Origin of the sequence: Paenibacillus sp. PCH8, from assembly GCF_002968835.1 — a bacterium.
Classification (GTDB): Bacteria; Bacillota; Bacilli; order Paenibacillales; family Paenibacillaceae; genus Paenibacillus.
The window spans coordinates 34935-53706 of record NZ_PKQK01000004.1; the positions used below are offsets into that span (position 1 = coordinate 34935).

Consider the following 18772-nt stretch of genomic DNA (forward strand, 5'->3'; position numbering starts at 1 on the left):
TATACTGAAATATACGTTTTGTAAAATGAACGTAAAATTTCAGGGTAAGGGTTGAAAGCGACCATGTATAATTCCAAAAATGAACGAACTTCATCACGGACCTTATTCGCCGTGTTATTCATTCTGATGTTGCTGAAGTTGTCACTGCTGCGATATTTCTTTTTCCAGGGTCTGTCCGGCATCGGTTTCGTTACAGATGCATTGGGTGCTCTGACTCTGGTATGCCTGCTCGATCTGATCGTGCCCAAAAGCTGGAAGCGAGCAGTGTACGGAGGATTCAATGTTCTGTTTTCTCTGGTTCTGTTCGCGGCTACTCTGTATAACGTTCATTTCAGTTCGGTACCCACCTATACTGCGCTCAGTGAGCTGGGGCAAGTTGCCCAAGTGCGGGGCAGCATCGGACCTCTGGTACGACCAGAGCACTTTTTGTTTTTTGTAGACATCGTATTGGCATTGCCAATATGGTTGATGATGCGCAGACGTGCCGGCGGCCGTAACCGTAGCAGCTACCGTGATAGCGGTTTGAGTTTCGGGAGAAGCCAGCGTAGATATTGGGGCAAGTTCGGCGTTGCGCTCACTGCTGCATTCTGCATCGTGCTGTCTGGCAGTTTCATTGTCAAAGGTGAAACGATTGATAACGAATTAGTACGGGCCGAGAATCTCGGTTTCCTGAACTATCAGGTATCGTCCGCCATTCTGACGAGCAAAGAGAATGAGGCCATTGCGAATGGCAACATTAACGAAACGATTGCCAAGATCAATGAGCTGGTTAGCCAGTACCCATATCAGGATAAAACAAGTGACGGAACAGCTGTGAAAGCTAAATATTTTGGTCAGGCTAAAGGCAGCAATCTGATTGTATTGCAACTGGAATCCTTTCAGAATTTCCCGATTAATGCTTCATTAGACGGTCAGGAGTTAACGCCGGTACTGAATGATCTGGCCAAAGAAAGCTATTATTTCTCTCATTTTTTCCAACAGATCGGCCAGGGAAACACATCAGACGCGGAGTTCATGTCGAACACGTCTATCTATCCAACCGGAGTTGTTCCCATGTCAGCAGGGTATAGTGACCGTGAACTGCCGAGTCTGCCTAAGTTATTGGGGAAAGAGGGATATGAGTCTGAGACGTACCACGTCAATGACGTCACCTTCTGGAACCGGAACAAAATGTATCCGGCTCTCGGATTCACTCGTTACTTCGACAAGCCGAGCTTCGAGAATGACAGATTCAATGACTTTGGACCATCAGATGAAGAGTTATATCGTGTAGGTGTGGACAAAATGACAGCGCATCAGGCTGCGAATCAGCCGTTCTATGCTCAGTTCATTACGGCATCGAGTCACTCGCCGTTTACGGTTCCTGCTGATCGTGCACGAATTACGATTCCTGCGACCATCACGAACAAACTGCTTCACGACTATCTGCAAGCAATCAACTATACGGACTATGCCATTGGTCAACTCATTCATGAATTGAAGGCGGACGGATTGTGGGATAACACCACGTTAGTGCTCTATGGAGACCACTTCGGTCTGCCTGCTGACGAAGAGATTACACAGCAGATTCAGGCCAATCTGGGCGTCCCTTATGACGGCAAAGTAAGTCGTTTCAACATCCCGTTCCTGATTCATACGCCGAAACAGACCCAAGGACAAGTGATTGAGCAGCCTGGCGGTCAACTGGATATGTTGCCAACGATCATGAATCTGATGGGCGTTTCGCTTCAGGATGAGAAGTTCACCGCCTTCGGTCATGATCTGCTCAACATGGACCATAATGCCTTCGGTATTCGGTATTACTTACCGACAGGTTCATTTGTCAACAATGACATTATGTTTATTCCGGGTGCGGGCTTTGATGATGGAACAGCCTATTCGCTGAAGACATATGAGCCGGTAACGGATCTGGAACCGTATCGTTCCGATTATGAACATGTACTCAGCCTGATGAAATTGTCTGACGAGTATGTGAAGTTGTTACCGAAACGTGCGCCATAACTTAACATTTTCCAATACAATAAAGTAAAAACGTCACCGGTTTATAAGAACTGGTGGCGTTTTTTGCATGTTTCTTGCACAAGTGTGGTAATAAAGAGGATAACTAAAGTTTGAAACTGTAATAATTAATGTTACAATGTAGAGAGCAAGAAAGAAGTGAGAAGAAGTGAGCAAGAACGCGTAATATTCGCGGAACTCACATTTAAAGAACACATGAACCTAACAGACGAGAGGATTGAATATATATGAAACTGAGTGTACTCGAACATGGACATATCAATGAAGGCCGAAATGTACAGGATACGTTGCAGGAAACAGTGAAACTCGCGCAACATGCGGATCAATTGGGATATTCCCGCTTTTGGATGTCAGAACATCACGGTAGCGGTGCGTTGTCTTTCTCCAGCCCTGAAGTGATGATTGCACATGTAGCTGCACATACGGAACAGATCCGGGTAGGTTCCGGCGGTGTAATGCTGCCTCATTATAGTGCCTACAAGGTGGCAGAGAATTTCCGTCTGCTGGAAGCTCTTCATCCGGGACGGATTGACCTTGGGATTGGCAGAGCGCCAGGTGGTATGCCGATTGCCAGCAGAGCGCTGAACGAAGGCAAATCATCGAATGTACAATTCTTTCCCCAGCAGATTGCGGATCTGGGCGGATATTTCCACGAGCAATTGCCAGAGGATCATCGGTTCGCATCTCTGGTAGCTGGACCATCGGTGCCAACCGTACCGGAAGTGTGGCTGCTGGGTTCCAGTTCCGAAGGTGCGAGAATTGCTGCGGCACAAGGAACATCGTATGCGTTTGCCCAATTCTTCGGAACACCAGGCGGCGAAGAAGCGATGAAGCATTACCGCAGACATTTCAAGCCGTCTATCCTGAATGACAAACCACATTCAATGATTGCTGTCTCGGCATTCTGTGCGGAGACAGAGGAAGAAGCCGCTGACCTTGCGCGCAGCAACGAACTTTTCTTCCTGCGCCTTGGACGAGGTCTTGAACAAAGTTCTTTCCCGTCTCTGGAGACGGTGAACAACTATCCATTCACAGCGATGGAGATGGAACAGATCCGTCAGCGCCGTTCTTTTTCCATTGTGGGTACACCGGATCAGGTAAAAGACAAAATTACCGCAATGGCTGAGCGTCATGAAGCAGACGAAGTGATTATCGCGTCAGCGGTTCATTCGTTTGAAGCACGTCTGCGCTCATTCAGCCTGATTGCGGAAGCCTTTGGACTCAAGCAGGACTAATGGTGATCGAGCGGGAATAACTACTCTGAACAGACTGGAATCTTGCTCTTGCAAGGTTCCGGTTATACTCTTGCGTGATCAGGGAGAGGAGAGATTCACATCCGTAGATGTGTCATTAGTGATATTCATGGCTGTTACGATGAATTCAATGCACTGCTTCAGCATGTAGATTATAATCCAATACAGGATGAATTGATTTTGCTCGGTGATTATGTGGATCGAGGGCCAAGTAGCAAACAGGTCATTGAACAGATTATGGAGCTTCATCAGAAGCACCATATTATCGTACTTAAAGGCAATCACGATGCTATGATGGTCAAGGCACTCAATCATGATGTGGAGGAATATGACCAACACTGGATTCGTAATGGCGGCTTACAGACGATAGCAAGTTATCTGGATCTAACTTATGATGAGCAGCAGATCGACTGGAATGCTTTTACGGAAGCAAAAAAGTGGATACGTACACACTATGAACACCATCTTCGTTTCCTGGAACAACTTCCGCTGGTGTACGAGATTCCGGGTTATATTTTTGTACATGCCGGGATCAACCCGGATATTGAGGATTGGAGAAGCCAGTCCGAGCGGGACTTTATCTGGATTCGTGAATCATTTTATTCCAGACCAACTAGAGTTACAGAGACAGTTGTATTTGGACATACACCCGTGAAGCATTTGCATGATCAGACAGGCATCTGGTTTGATCCGAACAGAGACAAAATTGGTATTGACGGTGGTTGTGCCTATGGTGCGCAACTGAACTTGCTGGAGATTAACGAGGATGGCAGTTTACAGAGCTTTTATGTAAGGCAAGGGCAGAGCCCGGAAGAACTTTAAATTTAATGTTTTCGTTGCGCATCAGGGTTTCATATGCTAATTTATAAGGTTATACCATGGAATATTTAGGATACATATCATATCGACTTGAAGGGGAATGAACCACGTTTGGCTATCTATAATCTGGATCAACTGCAACATCACATCTTACTCTGTAATGGTGGGACATGCATGCGTAATGAGGGAGAAGAAGTAACTCAGGCGGTGCGAGACGAGATTCTCAAGCAGCAGGCAGGAGGATTCATCCATACGACACGAACCAAATGCAATAGTCAGTGTGACGATGCATGCGTAACGATTGTGTATCCACAGGGTGACTGGTATGGTCAAATGACACCAGATTCAGGCAGAGCGCTTGTTCAGGCCTTGTGTGAAGGGGAGAAACTGGAGAAGCACCTGATTGCCAATGTGGCAAAGACCTCTGTGAATTAGAGCTGCACGATCATGACGAACTGTTCTCTAAGTATCAACCTGAGAATGATTTGCAATTAATTCGCTGTAAAGGGATTGGAATTAAGCCCTATTAGCGCTATAATCAGTAGGGTATGATTAAAATATGACATATATTTTCTATATAAGTTCAACTAAACTTTTTACACGAGAATGGAGAGGACAGAAAAAAGCTGGAGAAGCGGAGCGTTCGCCTAAAAGCTTTCTGAAAGAAAGCTGCATCGGAAGCGTATGCTTATCACCGGATTTTTCCTTTAAAAAGGGAATCAAAAAATCTGGGGATAACAGCGATCGGAAGGTTATTCTGTCATCGGAGTGGCAAGTGTAAACATTCTTTGGTTAAACTTATATAAATCAGAATTGACGGAGGGCTATGAATATGGAAAAAGCGTTAATCTTCGGTCACAAAAATCCCGACACGGATACGATCTGTTCGGCAATCGCCTATGCGGATTTGAAAACAAAATTGGGTCAGGACGTTGAAGCTGTTCGTCTTGGCGAAGTTAATGGAGAAACCCAGTTTGCACTGGATCAATTCAAAACTGCAGCACCACGTTTGATCAAAACAGCTGCAAATGAAGTAAACAAGGTTATTCTGGTTGACCACAACGAACGTCAGCAAAGTGTAAGCGATATTGAGGAAGTGACTGTTGTTGAAGTCATCGACCATCACCGTATTGCTAACTTTGAGACAAGCGGACCTCTGTATTTCCGTGCAGAGCCTGTAGGTTGTACAGCAACCATTTTGAATAAAATGTACAAAGAAAATGGTATCGAAGTGAGTGCGCCGATTGCTGGCCTGATGCTGTCTGCCATTATCTCCGATTCCCTGTTGTTCAAATCCCCGACTTGCACAGAGCAGGACGTAGCCGCTGCGCGTGAACTGGCTGCCATTGCTGGTGTAGATGCAGACAGCTATGGTCTGGACATGCTGAAAGCCGGCGCGGATCTGAGCCAAAAAACAATTGCTGAACTGATCTCCCTGGACGCGAAAGAATTCGTCATGGGTCAATCCAAAGTGGAAATTGCACAGGTTAATGCCGTTGACGTGAATGATGTTCTCGTGAAGCAACCTGAGCTTGAAGCAGCCATTGAAGCGATCATTTCCAGCAAAGGTCTCGACCTGTTCGTATTTGTCGTAACAGACATCTTGAACAACGATTCCGTTGCTTTGGCGTATGGCGCATCCACCAAAGCTGTAGAGAAAGCCTATAATGTGACACTGTCTGATAGCAGAGCATTGCTGAAAGGCGTAGTATCACGCAAAGCGCAAATCGTACCTGTACTTACTGAAGCATTCAATACGCTCTAAAGTGCACGGATCGGCGGATCATTCCGTTGGTTGATTGTACTGGACATATTAGCACCACCATCCTAGCCTGCTCTGATCCGAAATGGGTCAGGACAGGCTTTTGATGTAGAGACAGGAGGATGAACCATGATCAAAAATGAAAAGATCAAAGCGGCCGAAGTGCAGCTTACTGGCCTGAATGGTGAAGATCTGGGCGTCATGCCCACGCGGGAAGCACTTCTACTAGCGAAGCAGCACAAAGTAGATCTGGTGTGTCTGTCCTTGATGACCAGCCCACCACCATGCAAGTTGATCGGAGCTGGAGCAGCGAGAGAGGAAGCGCAGCAGGAGAAGAAAAAGGGGAGCAAGTCTCCCGAGAAACGCAAAGTAAAGGAAATTCGATTGAACCTGCACATGGAAGACCATGACCGGGAGACGAAACAATCTCAGGCAGAGCGCATTCTGAAAAAGGGTGATTCGGTGAAACTTGTCATTCAGGTGCACGGAGCCAAAGAGGGTGTTGCTGGCAAGACCTGGGCAGAAGAATTATGCAAAGCTCTGGGTGAACACGGCAGCAAAACAACGGGTGTACAGGTAAGTGGCAAACAGGTTGTTGTGCAACTTGACCCGATTGCCTAAAGCGTTAGATCAATAGAAATGTAGCCCAATGAGGTGGCATGGTACCTCATTGGGCTTTGTAGTTATTCGGGTCTTCATCCGCGGAATATCTATCCATGTCCATGCACGATGTGTAATGACATCTGGTTTCTGTGTTTTAGCTATGTGAGTATTCTGCATAAATTCCGCGAGCATTTGATATTGAATTATGCTAAATCCTGACGTAAATAGCGGCTGCCACCAAGACGTACATATAACTGTCCTGGTAATACAGGTGTAGATCTGGCAGGAATATGGGCTGGACTGTTCTCGGCGAAACGGGATAAATAGTAGAAGTCCGGATAGATCACCATATCCATTAAATAGGCAGAGACCCGGCTACCTGGAAAACGAAATTGATTCAGGGTACGAATGATATCTTCGCCGCGCGCAATACCAATGCCGTGTCCATAATACCAATTCTCCCGTAGCATAATGGTGTTCTCTCCCTGCCATTCGGGGTTTCTGAAGAGACATCCGGGTTTTTGAAATACAGCACATCGCCTGGAAGGGCAGTTTCTTTACCGTTTTTTTCGGTCAATCGCAGGTCGCTATCATAATGCCAGTCAAAGAGCAACAAGTTCCGAAACAAGTCATTAAAGGCATCTTCACGAATGCTTCCCAGCACTCCGCCATATAACACAATGACTGTAGCTGTTGCACATTCAAAGGCATATAAGTGACCATTCCTCCAGATATCCCGGATGCCGTCGGCAGGGGTGACGTTCGCTTTCAATTCGAACCCACCTTCTACATTACGATTCCAATAAACAGGATTACATCGGGATTTATCAAATGAGGCAAAACTCACTCCGCTTCGATCCAGTCCTTCTGCTGCTTCCACGAGCGAGCCCCTTAAATTCCATTCAAAACGAAGATGATCCATGGACTGGTAAACATACCTCGTTGGACGATTCTGGAGTTGTTGTAGCCAATGCCATTCAAAAGCAGACCATTCCGAGGGTATCAGTTCGATGGGTTGATTTCCGACAATAATCATGATCCATAACCTCCGCTTGTATTCAGATTTTAACATTGTATAATCGGGAGCGCACGGGTATTGTGTAGTATATGAAGCCATGTGCGCGAAATGGTATGCCCATCATGAAAGTCGTATGTAGCGACGATTAACTTGTTGATGAATGCCGGAGATTTTGGGGATTTTCGTTTAATTATCATGGCTTTTGGGGTAGTACTCTATAGATGAAGTTATGTTCAGGTCGAACTGTTCATACGGAATACATTCAGATTCTCATAAAGGAGGATATGTGGTGTCGAACTCAATTACAGAGAGCCGGTCTCTGTTTGAACAATTATACACGCATGCACCAATCGGCATTGCAGTCGCTTCTCATGTGAATGGACGTTGGTTGCAGCTTAATCCGGCATTTTGCGAGATGCTCGCATACAGTGAAGATGAACTGATTGATATTTCGGTTGTAGATATGATCTATGAAGAAGATTTGTTAATGGAGGAATTCCGCAGAAAGTTCTGGGAAATGACCCATGATACACGCCCGATGTATGAGACAGAGGTTCGCTTAAAACGAAAAAACGGTTCACTATTATGGGCAACGATCAGAGCCTGCATTGTAAGAGATGAAACGAATGGTGAACCATTATACTTGTTGGTACAGGCTGCAGACATTACAAAACAAAAGGATGCAGAGGAACGCCTCATTGTGCAGCGTAAGCAATTGGAAGAGAGCAGCCGCATTTCTCGTTTGCTGGCGGAGTCTTCACTTGACCTGATCGCTATACATGATGCCGATCCTCAACGTACATTCAAATATGTGTCAGATGCATGCAGAAGCATGCTGGGCTATGAACCGGATGAAGTTGTAGGTCGGTCGGGCATATTCTGTATTTACTCCGAGGATATACCTATCGTTGAAGCCTACGTGAAAGAGCAGATGCAGGGTCTGGCTCCTGAACGGATCAGTTATCGTCTTCAGCATAAGGATGGATCTACGCTATGGGCAGATACCATTACCCATTATGTATATGACAAGGCAGGTAACTTGACGGAGATGGTCGCGGTAACCCGTGATATCACAGCGAGCAAACAACAAGAGTTAAGTTTGCAAGAGTACAAATCCTTGTTTGACTGTAACCCGCTAGGCGTGGCTTCTCTTGATCTGGAAGGGAATTTGCTGAAGGCTAATGTGGGTCAGGAACAAATGACAGGACACACCAAAGAGGAACTTCTGAGTCGTCCCTTTGATCATCTCATTGATCCTGAGGATTTGGATAAGACCCGGTATCATTTTGAGGAGACGGTGAGAGGTACTGCACAGAGCTATGAGATAGGTTTGATACACAAAGATGGCCAGCGAATTGAGACAAGTGTCATCAATGTTCCCATTATACTAGAAGATAAAGTTGTTGGGGTGTATGGGATCACAAGTGACATTACAGAGGCCAAACGTTACGTCGAAGAAATTGAGAATTTAAGTTATGAAAGAGCACTGATTCTGAATGGCATGTCTGAGGGCGTTATTGGACTAGACTTGGAGGGGAACCTGAATTTTGCCAACCCTGCCGCAGCAGAGATGATGAATATCTGTCCAAGTGAAATGAATGGCAAACCGCTTGAACAGATGATGAGCCAAATGCAAAGCGAAGGCATCCCTTATCCATCCAAAGATACACCCGTTTTGCATGCTGTACGTGAGGGACGAAACCTGCCGCGTACGGAATCCATATTCTGGAGGCAGGATGGGTCCAGTTTCCTGGCTGAGTTCCAGTTGAAGACGATTATGGATCAGGGTAGAACGCGCGGAGCGGTACTTGTTTTTCGGGATATGACATCTGTGAAGGAAATCATACGTGCCAAGGAGACAGCAGAGCATGCTGATCGGGCAAAGTCTGAGTTCCTGGCCATCATGAGTCATGAGCTTCGTACCCCATTGAACGGCATAATGGGCATGGCCCATCTGTTAATGGAAACCGAGCTGGATGATGAACAGAAAGGTTTTGCAGAGATCATGATTGACAGCGGCGAGTCTCTGTTGTACATTTTGAACGAAATTCTGGATTTTAGCAAAATCGAAGCTGGGAAAATGGATCTTGAGCGTTCACCTGTAGATATGAAAGCGATGCTGGGTGGGGTGATCGAGCTATTTGCGCTCAAAGCCTCTGAGAAAAATATTGAACTCTACTGTGAGATGTCGGATCAGATTCCAGAACGTATTCGAGGGGATGAGACACGAATACGGCAGATATTGATTAATCTAGTGGGTAACGCGGTTAAGTTCACAGAACAAGGCAGGATTACAGTGAGCGTAGGCGTTAATTTCTCAGAGGAGCATGGCCCGGACCACCTGATGTTAACGTTTATGGTGAAGGATACGGGCATCGGCATTCCAATAGAGAAGCAACATCAATTGTTTCAATCCTTCTCACAGTTAGATCCGGCTATCAATCGCAAGTTTGGTGGAACAGGTCTGGGGCTTGCCATCAGTAAGAAACTGGTGGAGTTAATGGGCGGAGCCATTGGTGTACAGAGTGAGATTGGTGAGGGTGCAGAGTTTCAATTCACCTTGGTGCTTGAGCGTTGGCGAGAGGAAAGCAATGATCCGATCGAGGTAGTCGTGAATGGAGAATTGCCATTGGAACGAGAAAGTCTTGCCCGTGACATCAGAATCTTGATTGCCGAAGATCAAGCGGTCAATAGTCATCTGCTGGAAGAGATGCTGCGTAAATTTGGCGGGGTATGTGATATTGTTGAGAATGGTGCACAGGCTGTCGAGTCATTGAATAAAGTCCAATATGATCTGGTGTTTATGGATATTCAGATGCCGGTTATGGATGGGATTGAAGCGACCTGCACCATTCGGCAGACTCATCCGGAAATACCAGTCATTGCTGCGATTACAGCCTTTGCAGGGGCAGGTGACCGTGAACAATGCCTGGAATGTGGTATGCAGGACTTCATAAGCAAGCCGTTCCATTCGACGGAGATTAGCCGCGTACTAAATACATGGGTTCCGTATATCCGTTCTCAAAGAATAGCTGACACGGCTCATGGCTGAACCTGACACAAACTACAGACGATAACGGAAAAATAACCTGCGCCTTGAGTTCAAGGTGCAGGTTATTCTGTCATTCAATCCATGAAATGGGTTCCTGACAACAATCAGGACCATCCTCCGATTAATCCGGAGAGGGTTACGCATTCGTCATCTTCTAACTCTGCAATCAGAGTGAATTCTTCGTTGTCTTTGGGATCAACGGAGTATAATTCACGGCGTCCGTCTTCGTGTACAATAATGACTAACTTATTTCCACTTTTAGTATCAAACTGGTACTTAACTCCGATACCAGGTAGTGGGCATTCTCGGATATTCAAACCTGTCACCTCTTTAGCTTAGCTGAATTCAAAATTTAACCGTTCACACAGTACGGATGTATTCTACTATCCATAACACCGTTTGGCAAGTCACAAATAATATCGGTGTTACGGAATTATCGTTTTCCGCGATGTGGTCTTGCATTTTCACGCGGTCTGGTCCGTCTACGGCGAACCAAAAACCAGATGATTAGAGTCAGGATCAGCAGAAATCCAAGGACAGCAATAAGGATGATATTGCGGATATTGGGAACCTGTACAGTCAGATCCAGCTTATTCATCTGCAGTGGTGAAACGTGCCAAATAAGCGTTTTCCCCCCATCTTCTACCTGGTCGGCGTTAGAATCGGCTGCCTTGATAGGTAAAGTCAACTTGAAGTCAAAGTTTACATCCTTCAACAAGAGGCTTTTGAGGAAGCCAGGAACCTTGTTTATCTGATTTTTGATCTCTCCATCTGGCATGGATTCCATCACGTCGGCTTCTGCGGTAATGTGAAGCTTGGAGGTGAAGAAGCCTGGTGTAGTTGACTGATCAACTTTGATGCCTTGAGGTAACTTGGAAGTATTGAATCCGGTCGTATTACTTTTTTCATAATGGGTTGCCGCTGTCAGTTGTGTCTGATCTCCCTGATCGGTAACCTCGGCCTCGAAGTTGTTCCGTCTTAACGTATCTGCGAGCAGAGGCAAGAGATTATCTTGTCCAATCTTGCCAAGGGCGGAGTCTGTTACACGAAGATTCAGATCCAGGTCCGATGATCCATCCATATTCACCGTGACATGGGCTTCTCCATCAGCACAAGCGGATAAAATAGATAACATAAGGATTAACATAGCAGTGAGCAATAGCTGACGTAAGGGGCTGTGAGTCGACATGTCTTTCAACCTTTCTGTGTTAAATCCATCCAATTCTTAGATGTATAGTATACACTGGATAGTTAATGGATGCTAACAGGAGAGCGGCAGGGAGGGATGTAGAGTCATCTGATGCGGAATACTGTCTATAAATCGAACGTACCTTTGATTAAAATTAAAGATTTCGTATTTTTGTCAATGTTCGGTCAATTCAAACGGGGGTTCAACGTGTAAACTAGAAGTAGTATGTTGAATATACGGAAGCAGGGGGGTTACATTCATGACATATATCATTATTATGGCTGTTATTATGGTCGTGGGCATGGTCGGAATGGGCTGGTTCTATCAGATTATGGACAAAGATCAAAGCCAGTAATAATTACATTGTAAAACAGAAGACAAGCCTATAAGCTGGCTTCGCTAAGGCGAGGCGGGCTTATTTGTGTTGGAGGAGCATCTTTCGATGCTCGACCTTACATTGTCGTGTAATCTATATAACCAGTGAAGTTGCAAAATTTGACCGATGGACAAATATTTTTCGTATAAATGGGATTTTTAGGCTGCTCTTTTGTATAATAGGGGGTAGCTTCTCGGGTTAGTCCCGAAATTTGCCAAACAGGAAAGGGTGTACATAAATGAAATTTAGTGAGTATACGTATACACGTCCCGATCTGGAACATATCAAGACATCTTTCCATGATCTGCTGAGCGGTTTCGAGGCATCGGTTACGGTTGATGAGCAGAGTGGATATATGGATAAGATTAATGCGCTACGCAGTGATTTTGAGACGCAGGCACAATTGGTCTACATCCGTCATTCCATCGATACCAACGATGAGTTCTACAAGGCAGAAAATGAATTTCTGGATGAGAACGCGCCGATTGTTCAGGAATACATCACGGATTATTACCGCGCACTGGTTAACTCCAAATTCCGCACCGAGTTGGAACAGAAATGGGGTTCACAGCTGTTCCAACTTGCGGATAACTCACTGAAAACATTCAGTCCAGAAATTATTGAAGACCTGCAGAAGGAGAATAAACTCTCCACGGAATACAACCAGTTAATCGCTTCAGCCAAAATTCCGTTTGAAGGTGAAGAGCGCACGCTGCCACAGCTTCATCCATTTGAGCTGTCCACGGATCGCTCCATGCGAGAGCGTGCTTCGGAAGCGAGATACACCTTCATGGCTGAACATGAGGCTGAATTCGACCGCATTTACGATGAACTCGTTCAGGTGCGTACACAGATTGCGAAGAAGCTGGGATACCCAAGCTATGTGGAACTTGCTTATGATCTAATGAACCGCACGGACTACAATGCAGAGATGGTATCCAAATTCCGCGCACAAGTTCGGGATTACATTGTACCTGTTGCGACGAAGCTCAGAGAACGTCAACGCAGCCGGATTGATGTGGATACGCTGTATTTTTATGATCAGGGATTCAGCTTCAAGACAGGTAATCCAACACCCAAAGGTGACGCAGACTGGATTATTAATAATGGTAAAAAAATGTACGCTGAATTATCACCAGAGACGGATGCATTTTTCCAGATGTTGACCGACAACGAGCTTATGGATCTGGTTAGCAAAAAAGGCAAACAGGGCGGCGGATATTGCACGTTCCTGAACGATTATAAAGTGCCGTTTATCTTCTCCAACTTCAATGGTACATCTGGCGACATTGACGTATTAACGCATGAGGCAGGACATGCTTTCCAGGTATATGAGAGCCGTGATTTTGCAGTGCCTGAATATAACTGGCCGACGTATGAATCAGCGGAGATTCATTCCATGAGCATGGAGTTCTTCACATGGCCGTGGATGGAGCTGTTCTTCAAGGAAGATACAGACAAGTATAAGTTTGATCACCTGTCCTCTGGACTATTGTTTATTCCGTACGGGGTAGCTGTGGATGAATTCCAGCACTTTGTGTATGCGAATCCGAATGCGACACCAGCAGAGCGCAAGCAGGCATGGCGCAACATTGAGAAGATCTATCTGCCACACATTAATTACAAGGATAACGCCTATCTGGAGCAGGGTGGATTCTGGCATAAACAGAGTCATATTTTCTCATCGCCATTCTATTACATCGATTATACTTTGGCACAAATCTGCGCATTCCAGTTCTGGAAACGCAGCAATGAAGACATGAAGTCCGCCTGGGCCGACTATCTGACATTGTGCAAAGCAGGTGGAAGCCTGTCCTTCACGGGATTGGTTGAACTGGCCGGATTGAATTCTCCGTTCGAGGATGGTTGTGTCTCCTCCGTGATTGGCGAGATTGAAGCATGGCTTGATGGCGTGGACGATAAGGCGCTGTAATTATAAGTCATGACACGTTACAGATGGGCGGTAGTTGTGGCTCTCTGTCAATAAAGTAAACCTTATGATACGGTTGTTAGAACACAACTAATGTACATGATGAAGTGGTAAAGAGCGAAACGAAGTGTCAAATGGAATTTCAAACATCAAGGCGGCTTGGAGACCTTAGGGTATTCGGGCTGTCTTTTTGCAATATGGAAAACGAACATTATCGTAATGAATTTCAAGGCAAGTGTAACATCTATCCGAGTTATTGTGATTTATTTCACTATATCTGAAAACGGATTCAGTTACAATGTAGATAGTAAATCAGGGGTTACAGGAGGCTGGTTCAAATGGCAACACATGCATATTATGTTCCGCCCGTGAACTTGATGGGTAGAGGATGTTTACAGGAATCAGGGCAGTTGATTAAAGAGATGGGTATCCGCAAAGCGCTTGTCGTAAGTGACCGTCAATTGATTGCTTCGGGTGTAGCCGAGCCAGTACTGTCTACATTAAGGAAAGCCGGGTTAGACTATATTGTATATGATGAGGTTAAGCCTAATCCAACATGTCAGAATGTACATGATGGACTTCAAGTATTCCAGAATTATGGCTGTGACGCCATTATATCGATAGGTGGAGGTTCACCGCAGGATGCCGCCAAAGGCATTGGCATTGTAGCCGCTAATGGTGGAGATATCCGTCAATATGAAGGATTGCATCAATCGAAACATAAGTCCGTGCCACTTGTAGCTTTTAACACAACGGCTGGCACATCAAGTGAGGTGACAATTAACTACGTGATTACAGATGAGGAACGTAAAGTGAAGATGGTGATGGTGGACCGAAACAGTCTGGTTTCCCTGTCGGTTAATGATCCAGAGTTGATGCTGAGCAAGCCTGCAAGTCTTACAGCAGCTACAGGAATGGATGCGTTAACCCACGCCGTTGAAGCAATGGTTACACCCGGCGGATTTACCGTGACCAGTGCAACGGCTGCTGCGGCGGTTAAATTGATCTTTGAATATTTGCCAAGAGCGGTGAAGGACGGCACGGATATGGAAGCACGTGAATATATGACGTATGCGTGTTTCCTTGGCGGGATTGCTTTTAATAATGCAGGTCTCGGTTATGTGCATGCGATGGCACATCAACTGGGCGGAGTCTACGATCTGCCACATGGCGTGTGCAATGCCATGTTGTTGCCTTATGTAGAGGAGATGAATGCGAAGCATGTGCCGGGCAAATTCCGTCATATTGCCAAAGCGATTGGAATGGATGTGAAAGAGCGAAGTGACGAGGAATGCTCGGATTACGTCATTGAAGCTATTCGGCAGCTGGCGAAGGAAGTAGGGATTCCCGAGAAGCTGTCTGAACTCGGCGTACAGGACCCTGATGTTGAATTGCTGGCTGACAATGCGATGAAAGATGCCTGTGCACCAGGTAATCCGTACCAACCATCCAAGGATGAAGTGATGGAGCTGTTCCGCAAAATTATATAGACAGGTACACTCAGATTCGAGAAACAAGAAGAAGATGCCTCTGAAAGTCGCTAATGAAGCGACTTTTTTTTCATTTGTTAGTACAAACTTTTTTCATTAAAGGAGTTACCGAAGAACTGGACCTTTGTACACCCATGCCGTGTGCAATCTGGTTTCCACTCAGGAGGAGACAGCTGTGGGATTGTCAATCCCGATACGATTCACATGGTGGATTACGGTCAGGATCTGTATGCACCGCAGACCAATCTGGATGCTGAAGCATCTTGCTAAACATTTTGCTAAACATCTTGCTAAACATCTTCTGAACAATGCGGCAGGCCAAATAATTTATATTTGTTAGTATGTACTCTTTCGATTCGATACAATTCTATTTAATCCCCTAAAAATGGATGGATTTATTCCCGTTTCCTGATTCATAAGACCCTTATTGTTGATTTTATAGGCTCAAAGGTCTAGATGTGTCATAGTTTTACCATAACTTTTCCAAAAGGATTTTTACTCTTATTTAGCGAATACCCATTATAAGTGGCAGTGACTTGAGAGAGGATATAATCCAACCTAAATTTCAAGTCGAGGTCCCTGAAAGATTCCCCAGTCCGTTTCGTGTTTAATGGTAAATAGGAGTTGTTTATTCCATTGTTCACGAGCTACACTTTAAGCTCTGCATCCACCATTCACCTCTGTAAGGCAATCTAGGCCATTCTACACATGTATCATCATCATTATTATGGGTATCACACGAATGACGTTTAGTAGCAATCTCATTGATTTCCTTAATCTGTTTACACATCTGTGCAGTATGCTCCTAATCATAACAACGGTGTCCACACAACAAAATATCGATTATGGGCTCTGAAATGAATTAGAACGAATGCACGTGAAGGAGGCTGTAATGATGGCGAAAAAAGAAGTTGTAGCGATGCTGCTTGCCGGAGGGCAAGGTAAAAGGTTAAAAGGATTGACCAAATCACTGGCTAAACCAGCTGTATATTTTGGAGGCACGTACCGAATCATTGATTTTCCACTGAGTAACTGCTCCAATTCGGGAATTGATACGGTGGGTGTATTGACCCAGTATGAACCGCTTGTCCTTCATTCTTATATAGGCATTGGCAGTGACTGGGATCTGGACCGGAAAAATGGAGGGGTATATGTACTACCTCCTCATGAACGTGAAGACGGAAGTAACTGGTACCGGGGAACAGCGGATGCGATCTTCCGCAACCTGAACTTTATTGAACAATTCGATCCCGAGCATGTGCTCATTCTGTCAGGGGATCATATCTATAAGATGGATTACGAGAAAATGCTCCAGTACCACAAAGATAAAGATGCGGATTGCACGATTTCGGTCATTGATGTGTCCTTGGAAGAAGCCAGCCGGTTTGGGGTTCTGAACACGCATGATGACTACAGCATCTATGAATTTGAAGAAAAACCTCCTGAGCCCAAGAGCACGCTTGCTTCCATGGGTATCTATCTCTTCAAGTGGGACGTACTGAAACGATTCCTGATCCAGGACGAACAACAAGCATCCACTTCCTATGATTTTGGTAAAGATATTATTCCCTTGCTGCTTGAAAATGAAAAATCCTTATATGCTTATCCGTTCGAAGGGTACTGGAAAGACGTGGGTACCATTAATAGTCTTTGGGAATCCAATATGGACCTGCTGGACGAAGAGGCACCTTTGAACTTGAATGATCCGGACTGGCGTATTTTCACACGCAATCCGAATCAGCCCGCACAATACATCTCACCTTCGGCCAAGGTGCGGAATTGCATTATTAGTGAGGGCAGTATGGTACATGGCGAGGTCAATCACTCGGTCCTGTTTTACGGAACTGAAGTCGGAGAGAACAGCGCTGTAATAGATTCGGTTGTTATGCCAAGGGTGAAGATTGGGCAGAATGTGCGCATTCACCGGGCCATTATCTCAGAAGGATTGGTTATCCCTGATGGAACACAGATCTCGCCTGCACCGGGAGATGAGAGTGATATATTGCTCGTAGATCAGGAAGAATTGGAACGTCAGGTTCGCCAGGGAATAACGAGCAAGATCTAATCTAAGCCCAAAGGACGGTGCATGCGATGAAAACATTGATCGGAGTTATTAACCTTGACCATGAGCTTGAGGAATTGAAGGAATTGACGTACTTTCGCTGCGGAGCCGCGGTGCCTTATGCCGGGCGTTACCGTCTGATTGATTTTGTACTATCCAATATGATGAATGCGGGAATCGAGAGTATTGGCGTATTTGTCCGCCGTAAGTACCGCTCGCTGATGGATCATTTGGGAGACGGCAAGCCGTGGGATTTGGATCGCAAACATGGAGGCATGTTTATTTTGCCACCGGACTGGAACGACCCAACGGATACCTCACAGGGTGATTTGCAGCATTTTCATAACAATCTGGACTTCTTCCGCAGAGGGGCAGGACAATACGTCGTACATGCGGGCAGCCGCCACGTGACCAAAGCGGACCTTCAGGATGTCTACAGGTACCATATAAGCAAAGGGGCGGACGTTACGCTGGTCTGCAAAAAAGTGGATCAGCTGCAGCCTGAACATGATGCTTGTGTCAAAGTGGATCATGACGAAGACGGTAATGTGGTGGACATTCACCAAAGCGCCAACCACTCGAATATATATACAGAAATTTTTATCATGGAAAAGGAATTGTTCCTGCGCCAGGTACAGCGCTGCATTGATCATGGCGAGAGCCATTTCTTCCGGGATGTGATTCAGAAGAATCCGGATGGATTGAAGATCGCTGCGTATGCATATGATGGCTATCACGCAGTGATCAATTCAATTGACAGTTATTATCGCAACAGCATGAATTTGCTGAATACAGGGCAGTACGAACAACTGTTCAAGGAAGATCCCATCCAGACCAAGATTAAATATGAAGCCCCTGCCAAATACCTGGATACCGCTGATGTCAAACATTCACTGCTCGCGAATGGCTGCATTGTGGGTGGAGAGGTGGAAGATAGTATTCTGTTCCGTGGTGTACAGGTGGCGAAGGGTGCCAAGATCAAAGGCTCCATCATCATGCAGAAATGCTACATTGGTGAAGGAACAGTACTTGAGAATGTCATTCTCGATAAAGACGTGAGGTTGACCGGAGGACAGACGCTGATCGGCGACCCGTCGAATCCATATATTTTAGCAAAAAGTACTATTATCTAATACCCGCTCGTAACCGATATCTTCTATAAATATATAAAATAAAAAATCCTGTAGGATGGATTTGAG

At 45.5% G+C, this 18772-nt stretch carries 14 protein-coding genes and 1 pseudogene; 12 read left to right on the forward strand and 3 right to left on the reverse strand.

Features of this window, described 5'->3' with window-relative positions; all coding sequences use genetic code 11:
- Window positions 1–63 precede the first annotated feature (63 nt).
- The 6 genes from C0Q44_RS21890 to infC all read left to right on the forward strand — a co-directional run bounded on the left by C0Q44_RS21890 (window position 64) and on the right by infC (window position 6474).
- Window positions 64–2001, forward strand: a complete 1938-nt coding sequence (locus tag C0Q44_RS21890) for an LTA synthase family protein (protein ID WP_105409365.1) — start codon at window positions 64–66, stop codon at window positions 1999–2001.
- Between the two features lie 245 nt (window positions 2002–2246).
- The gene (locus C0Q44_RS21895; protein WP_105409366.1) at window positions 2247–3254 is read left to right on the forward strand and encodes an LLM class flavin-dependent oxidoreductase; all 1008 of its coding nucleotides are present in this window, start codon (window positions 2247–2249) and stop codon (window positions 3252–3254) included.
- A gap of 114 nt (window positions 3255–3368) precedes the next feature.
- Complete coding sequence (locus C0Q44_RS21900) at window positions 3369–4094, forward strand: metallophosphoesterase family protein (protein ID WP_308737464.1); 726 nt, start codon at window positions 3369–3371, stop codon at window positions 4092–4094.
- A 108-nt stretch (window positions 4095–4202) separates the two neighbouring features.
- Window positions 4203–4526, forward strand: a complete 324-nt coding sequence (locus tag C0Q44_RS21905; protein ID WP_105409368.1) for a (2Fe-2S) ferredoxin domain-containing protein — start codon at window positions 4203–4205, stop codon at window positions 4524–4526.
- A 397-nt stretch (window positions 4527–4923) separates the two neighbouring features.
- Window positions 4924–5856, forward strand: coding sequence for a manganese-dependent inorganic pyrophosphatase (locus C0Q44_RS21910; protein ID WP_105409369.1), 933 nt, complete (start codon window positions 4924–4926; stop codon window positions 5854–5856).
- A 126-nt stretch (window positions 5857–5982) separates the two neighbouring features.
- Window positions 5983–6474, forward strand: coding sequence for a translation initiation factor IF-3 (gene infC, locus C0Q44_RS21915; protein ID WP_105409370.1), 492 nt, complete (start codon window positions 5983–5985; stop codon window positions 6472–6474).
- A gap of 185 nt (window positions 6475–6659) precedes the next feature.
- Here infC and C0Q44_RS21920 read toward each other — a convergent pair.
- A pseudogene (locus tag C0Q44_RS21920) lies at window positions 6660–7573 on the reverse strand (protein-glutamine gamma-glutamyltransferase).
- 190 nt (window positions 7574–7763) lie between these two features.
- Between C0Q44_RS21920 and C0Q44_RS21925 the strand changes: the two are divergent.
- Complete coding sequence (locus C0Q44_RS21925; protein ID WP_181151127.1) at window positions 7764–10526, forward strand: PAS domain S-box protein; 2763 nt, start codon at window positions 7764–7766, stop codon at window positions 10524–10526.
- A gap of 104 nt (window positions 10527–10630) precedes the next feature.
- Here the strand turns inward: C0Q44_RS21925 and C0Q44_RS32045 are convergent, their stop codons facing one another.
- Together C0Q44_RS32045 and C0Q44_RS21935 are read right to left on the reverse strand one after the other, a co-directional pair.
- Window positions 10631–10852, reverse strand: coding sequence for a cation:proton antiporter regulatory subunit (locus tag C0Q44_RS32045; protein ID WP_483874455.1), 222 nt, complete (start codon window positions 10850–10852; stop codon window positions 10631–10633).
- A 107-nt stretch (window positions 10853–10959) separates the two neighbouring features.
- A complete protein-coding gene (locus C0Q44_RS21935) occupies window positions 10960–11715 on the reverse strand; it encodes a hypothetical protein (protein ID WP_146113496.1) in 756 nt (251 codons plus the stop codon).
- Between the two features lie 614 nt (window positions 11716–12329).
- Between C0Q44_RS21935 and C0Q44_RS21940 the strand changes: the two genes are divergently transcribed.
- The 5 genes from C0Q44_RS21940 (at window position 12330) to glgD (ending at window position 18706) form a co-directional block, all read left to right on the forward strand.
- Entirely contained in the window at window positions 12330–14024 is a 1695-nt protein-coding gene (locus C0Q44_RS21940; protein ID WP_105409374.1) for a M3 family oligoendopeptidase, read from the forward strand.
- Window positions 14025–14359: 335 nt separating this feature from the next.
- Window positions 14360–15511, forward strand: a complete 1152-nt coding sequence (locus tag C0Q44_RS21945) for an iron-containing alcohol dehydrogenase (protein ID WP_105409375.1) — start codon at window positions 14360–14362, stop codon at window positions 15509–15511.
- A 141-nt stretch (window positions 15512–15652) separates the two neighbouring features.
- The gene (locus tag C0Q44_RS31195) at window positions 15653–15781 is read left to right on the forward strand and encodes a hypothetical protein (protein WP_258166495.1); all 129 of its coding nucleotides are present in this window, start codon (window positions 15653–15655) and stop codon (window positions 15779–15781) included.
- Window positions 15782–16406: 625 nt separating this feature from the next.
- The gene (locus C0Q44_RS21950) at window positions 16407–17576 is read left to right on the forward strand and encodes a glucose-1-phosphate adenylyltransferase (protein WP_105409376.1); all 1170 of its coding nucleotides are present in this window, start codon (window positions 16407–16409) and stop codon (window positions 17574–17576) included.
- 26 nt (window positions 17577–17602) lie between these two features.
- Entirely contained in the window at window positions 17603–18706 is a 1104-nt protein-coding gene (gene glgD / locus C0Q44_RS21955) for a glucose-1-phosphate adenylyltransferase subunit GlgD (RefSeq protein ID WP_105409377.1), read from the forward strand.
- The last annotated feature ends 66 nt before the right edge of the window (window positions 18707–18772 follow it).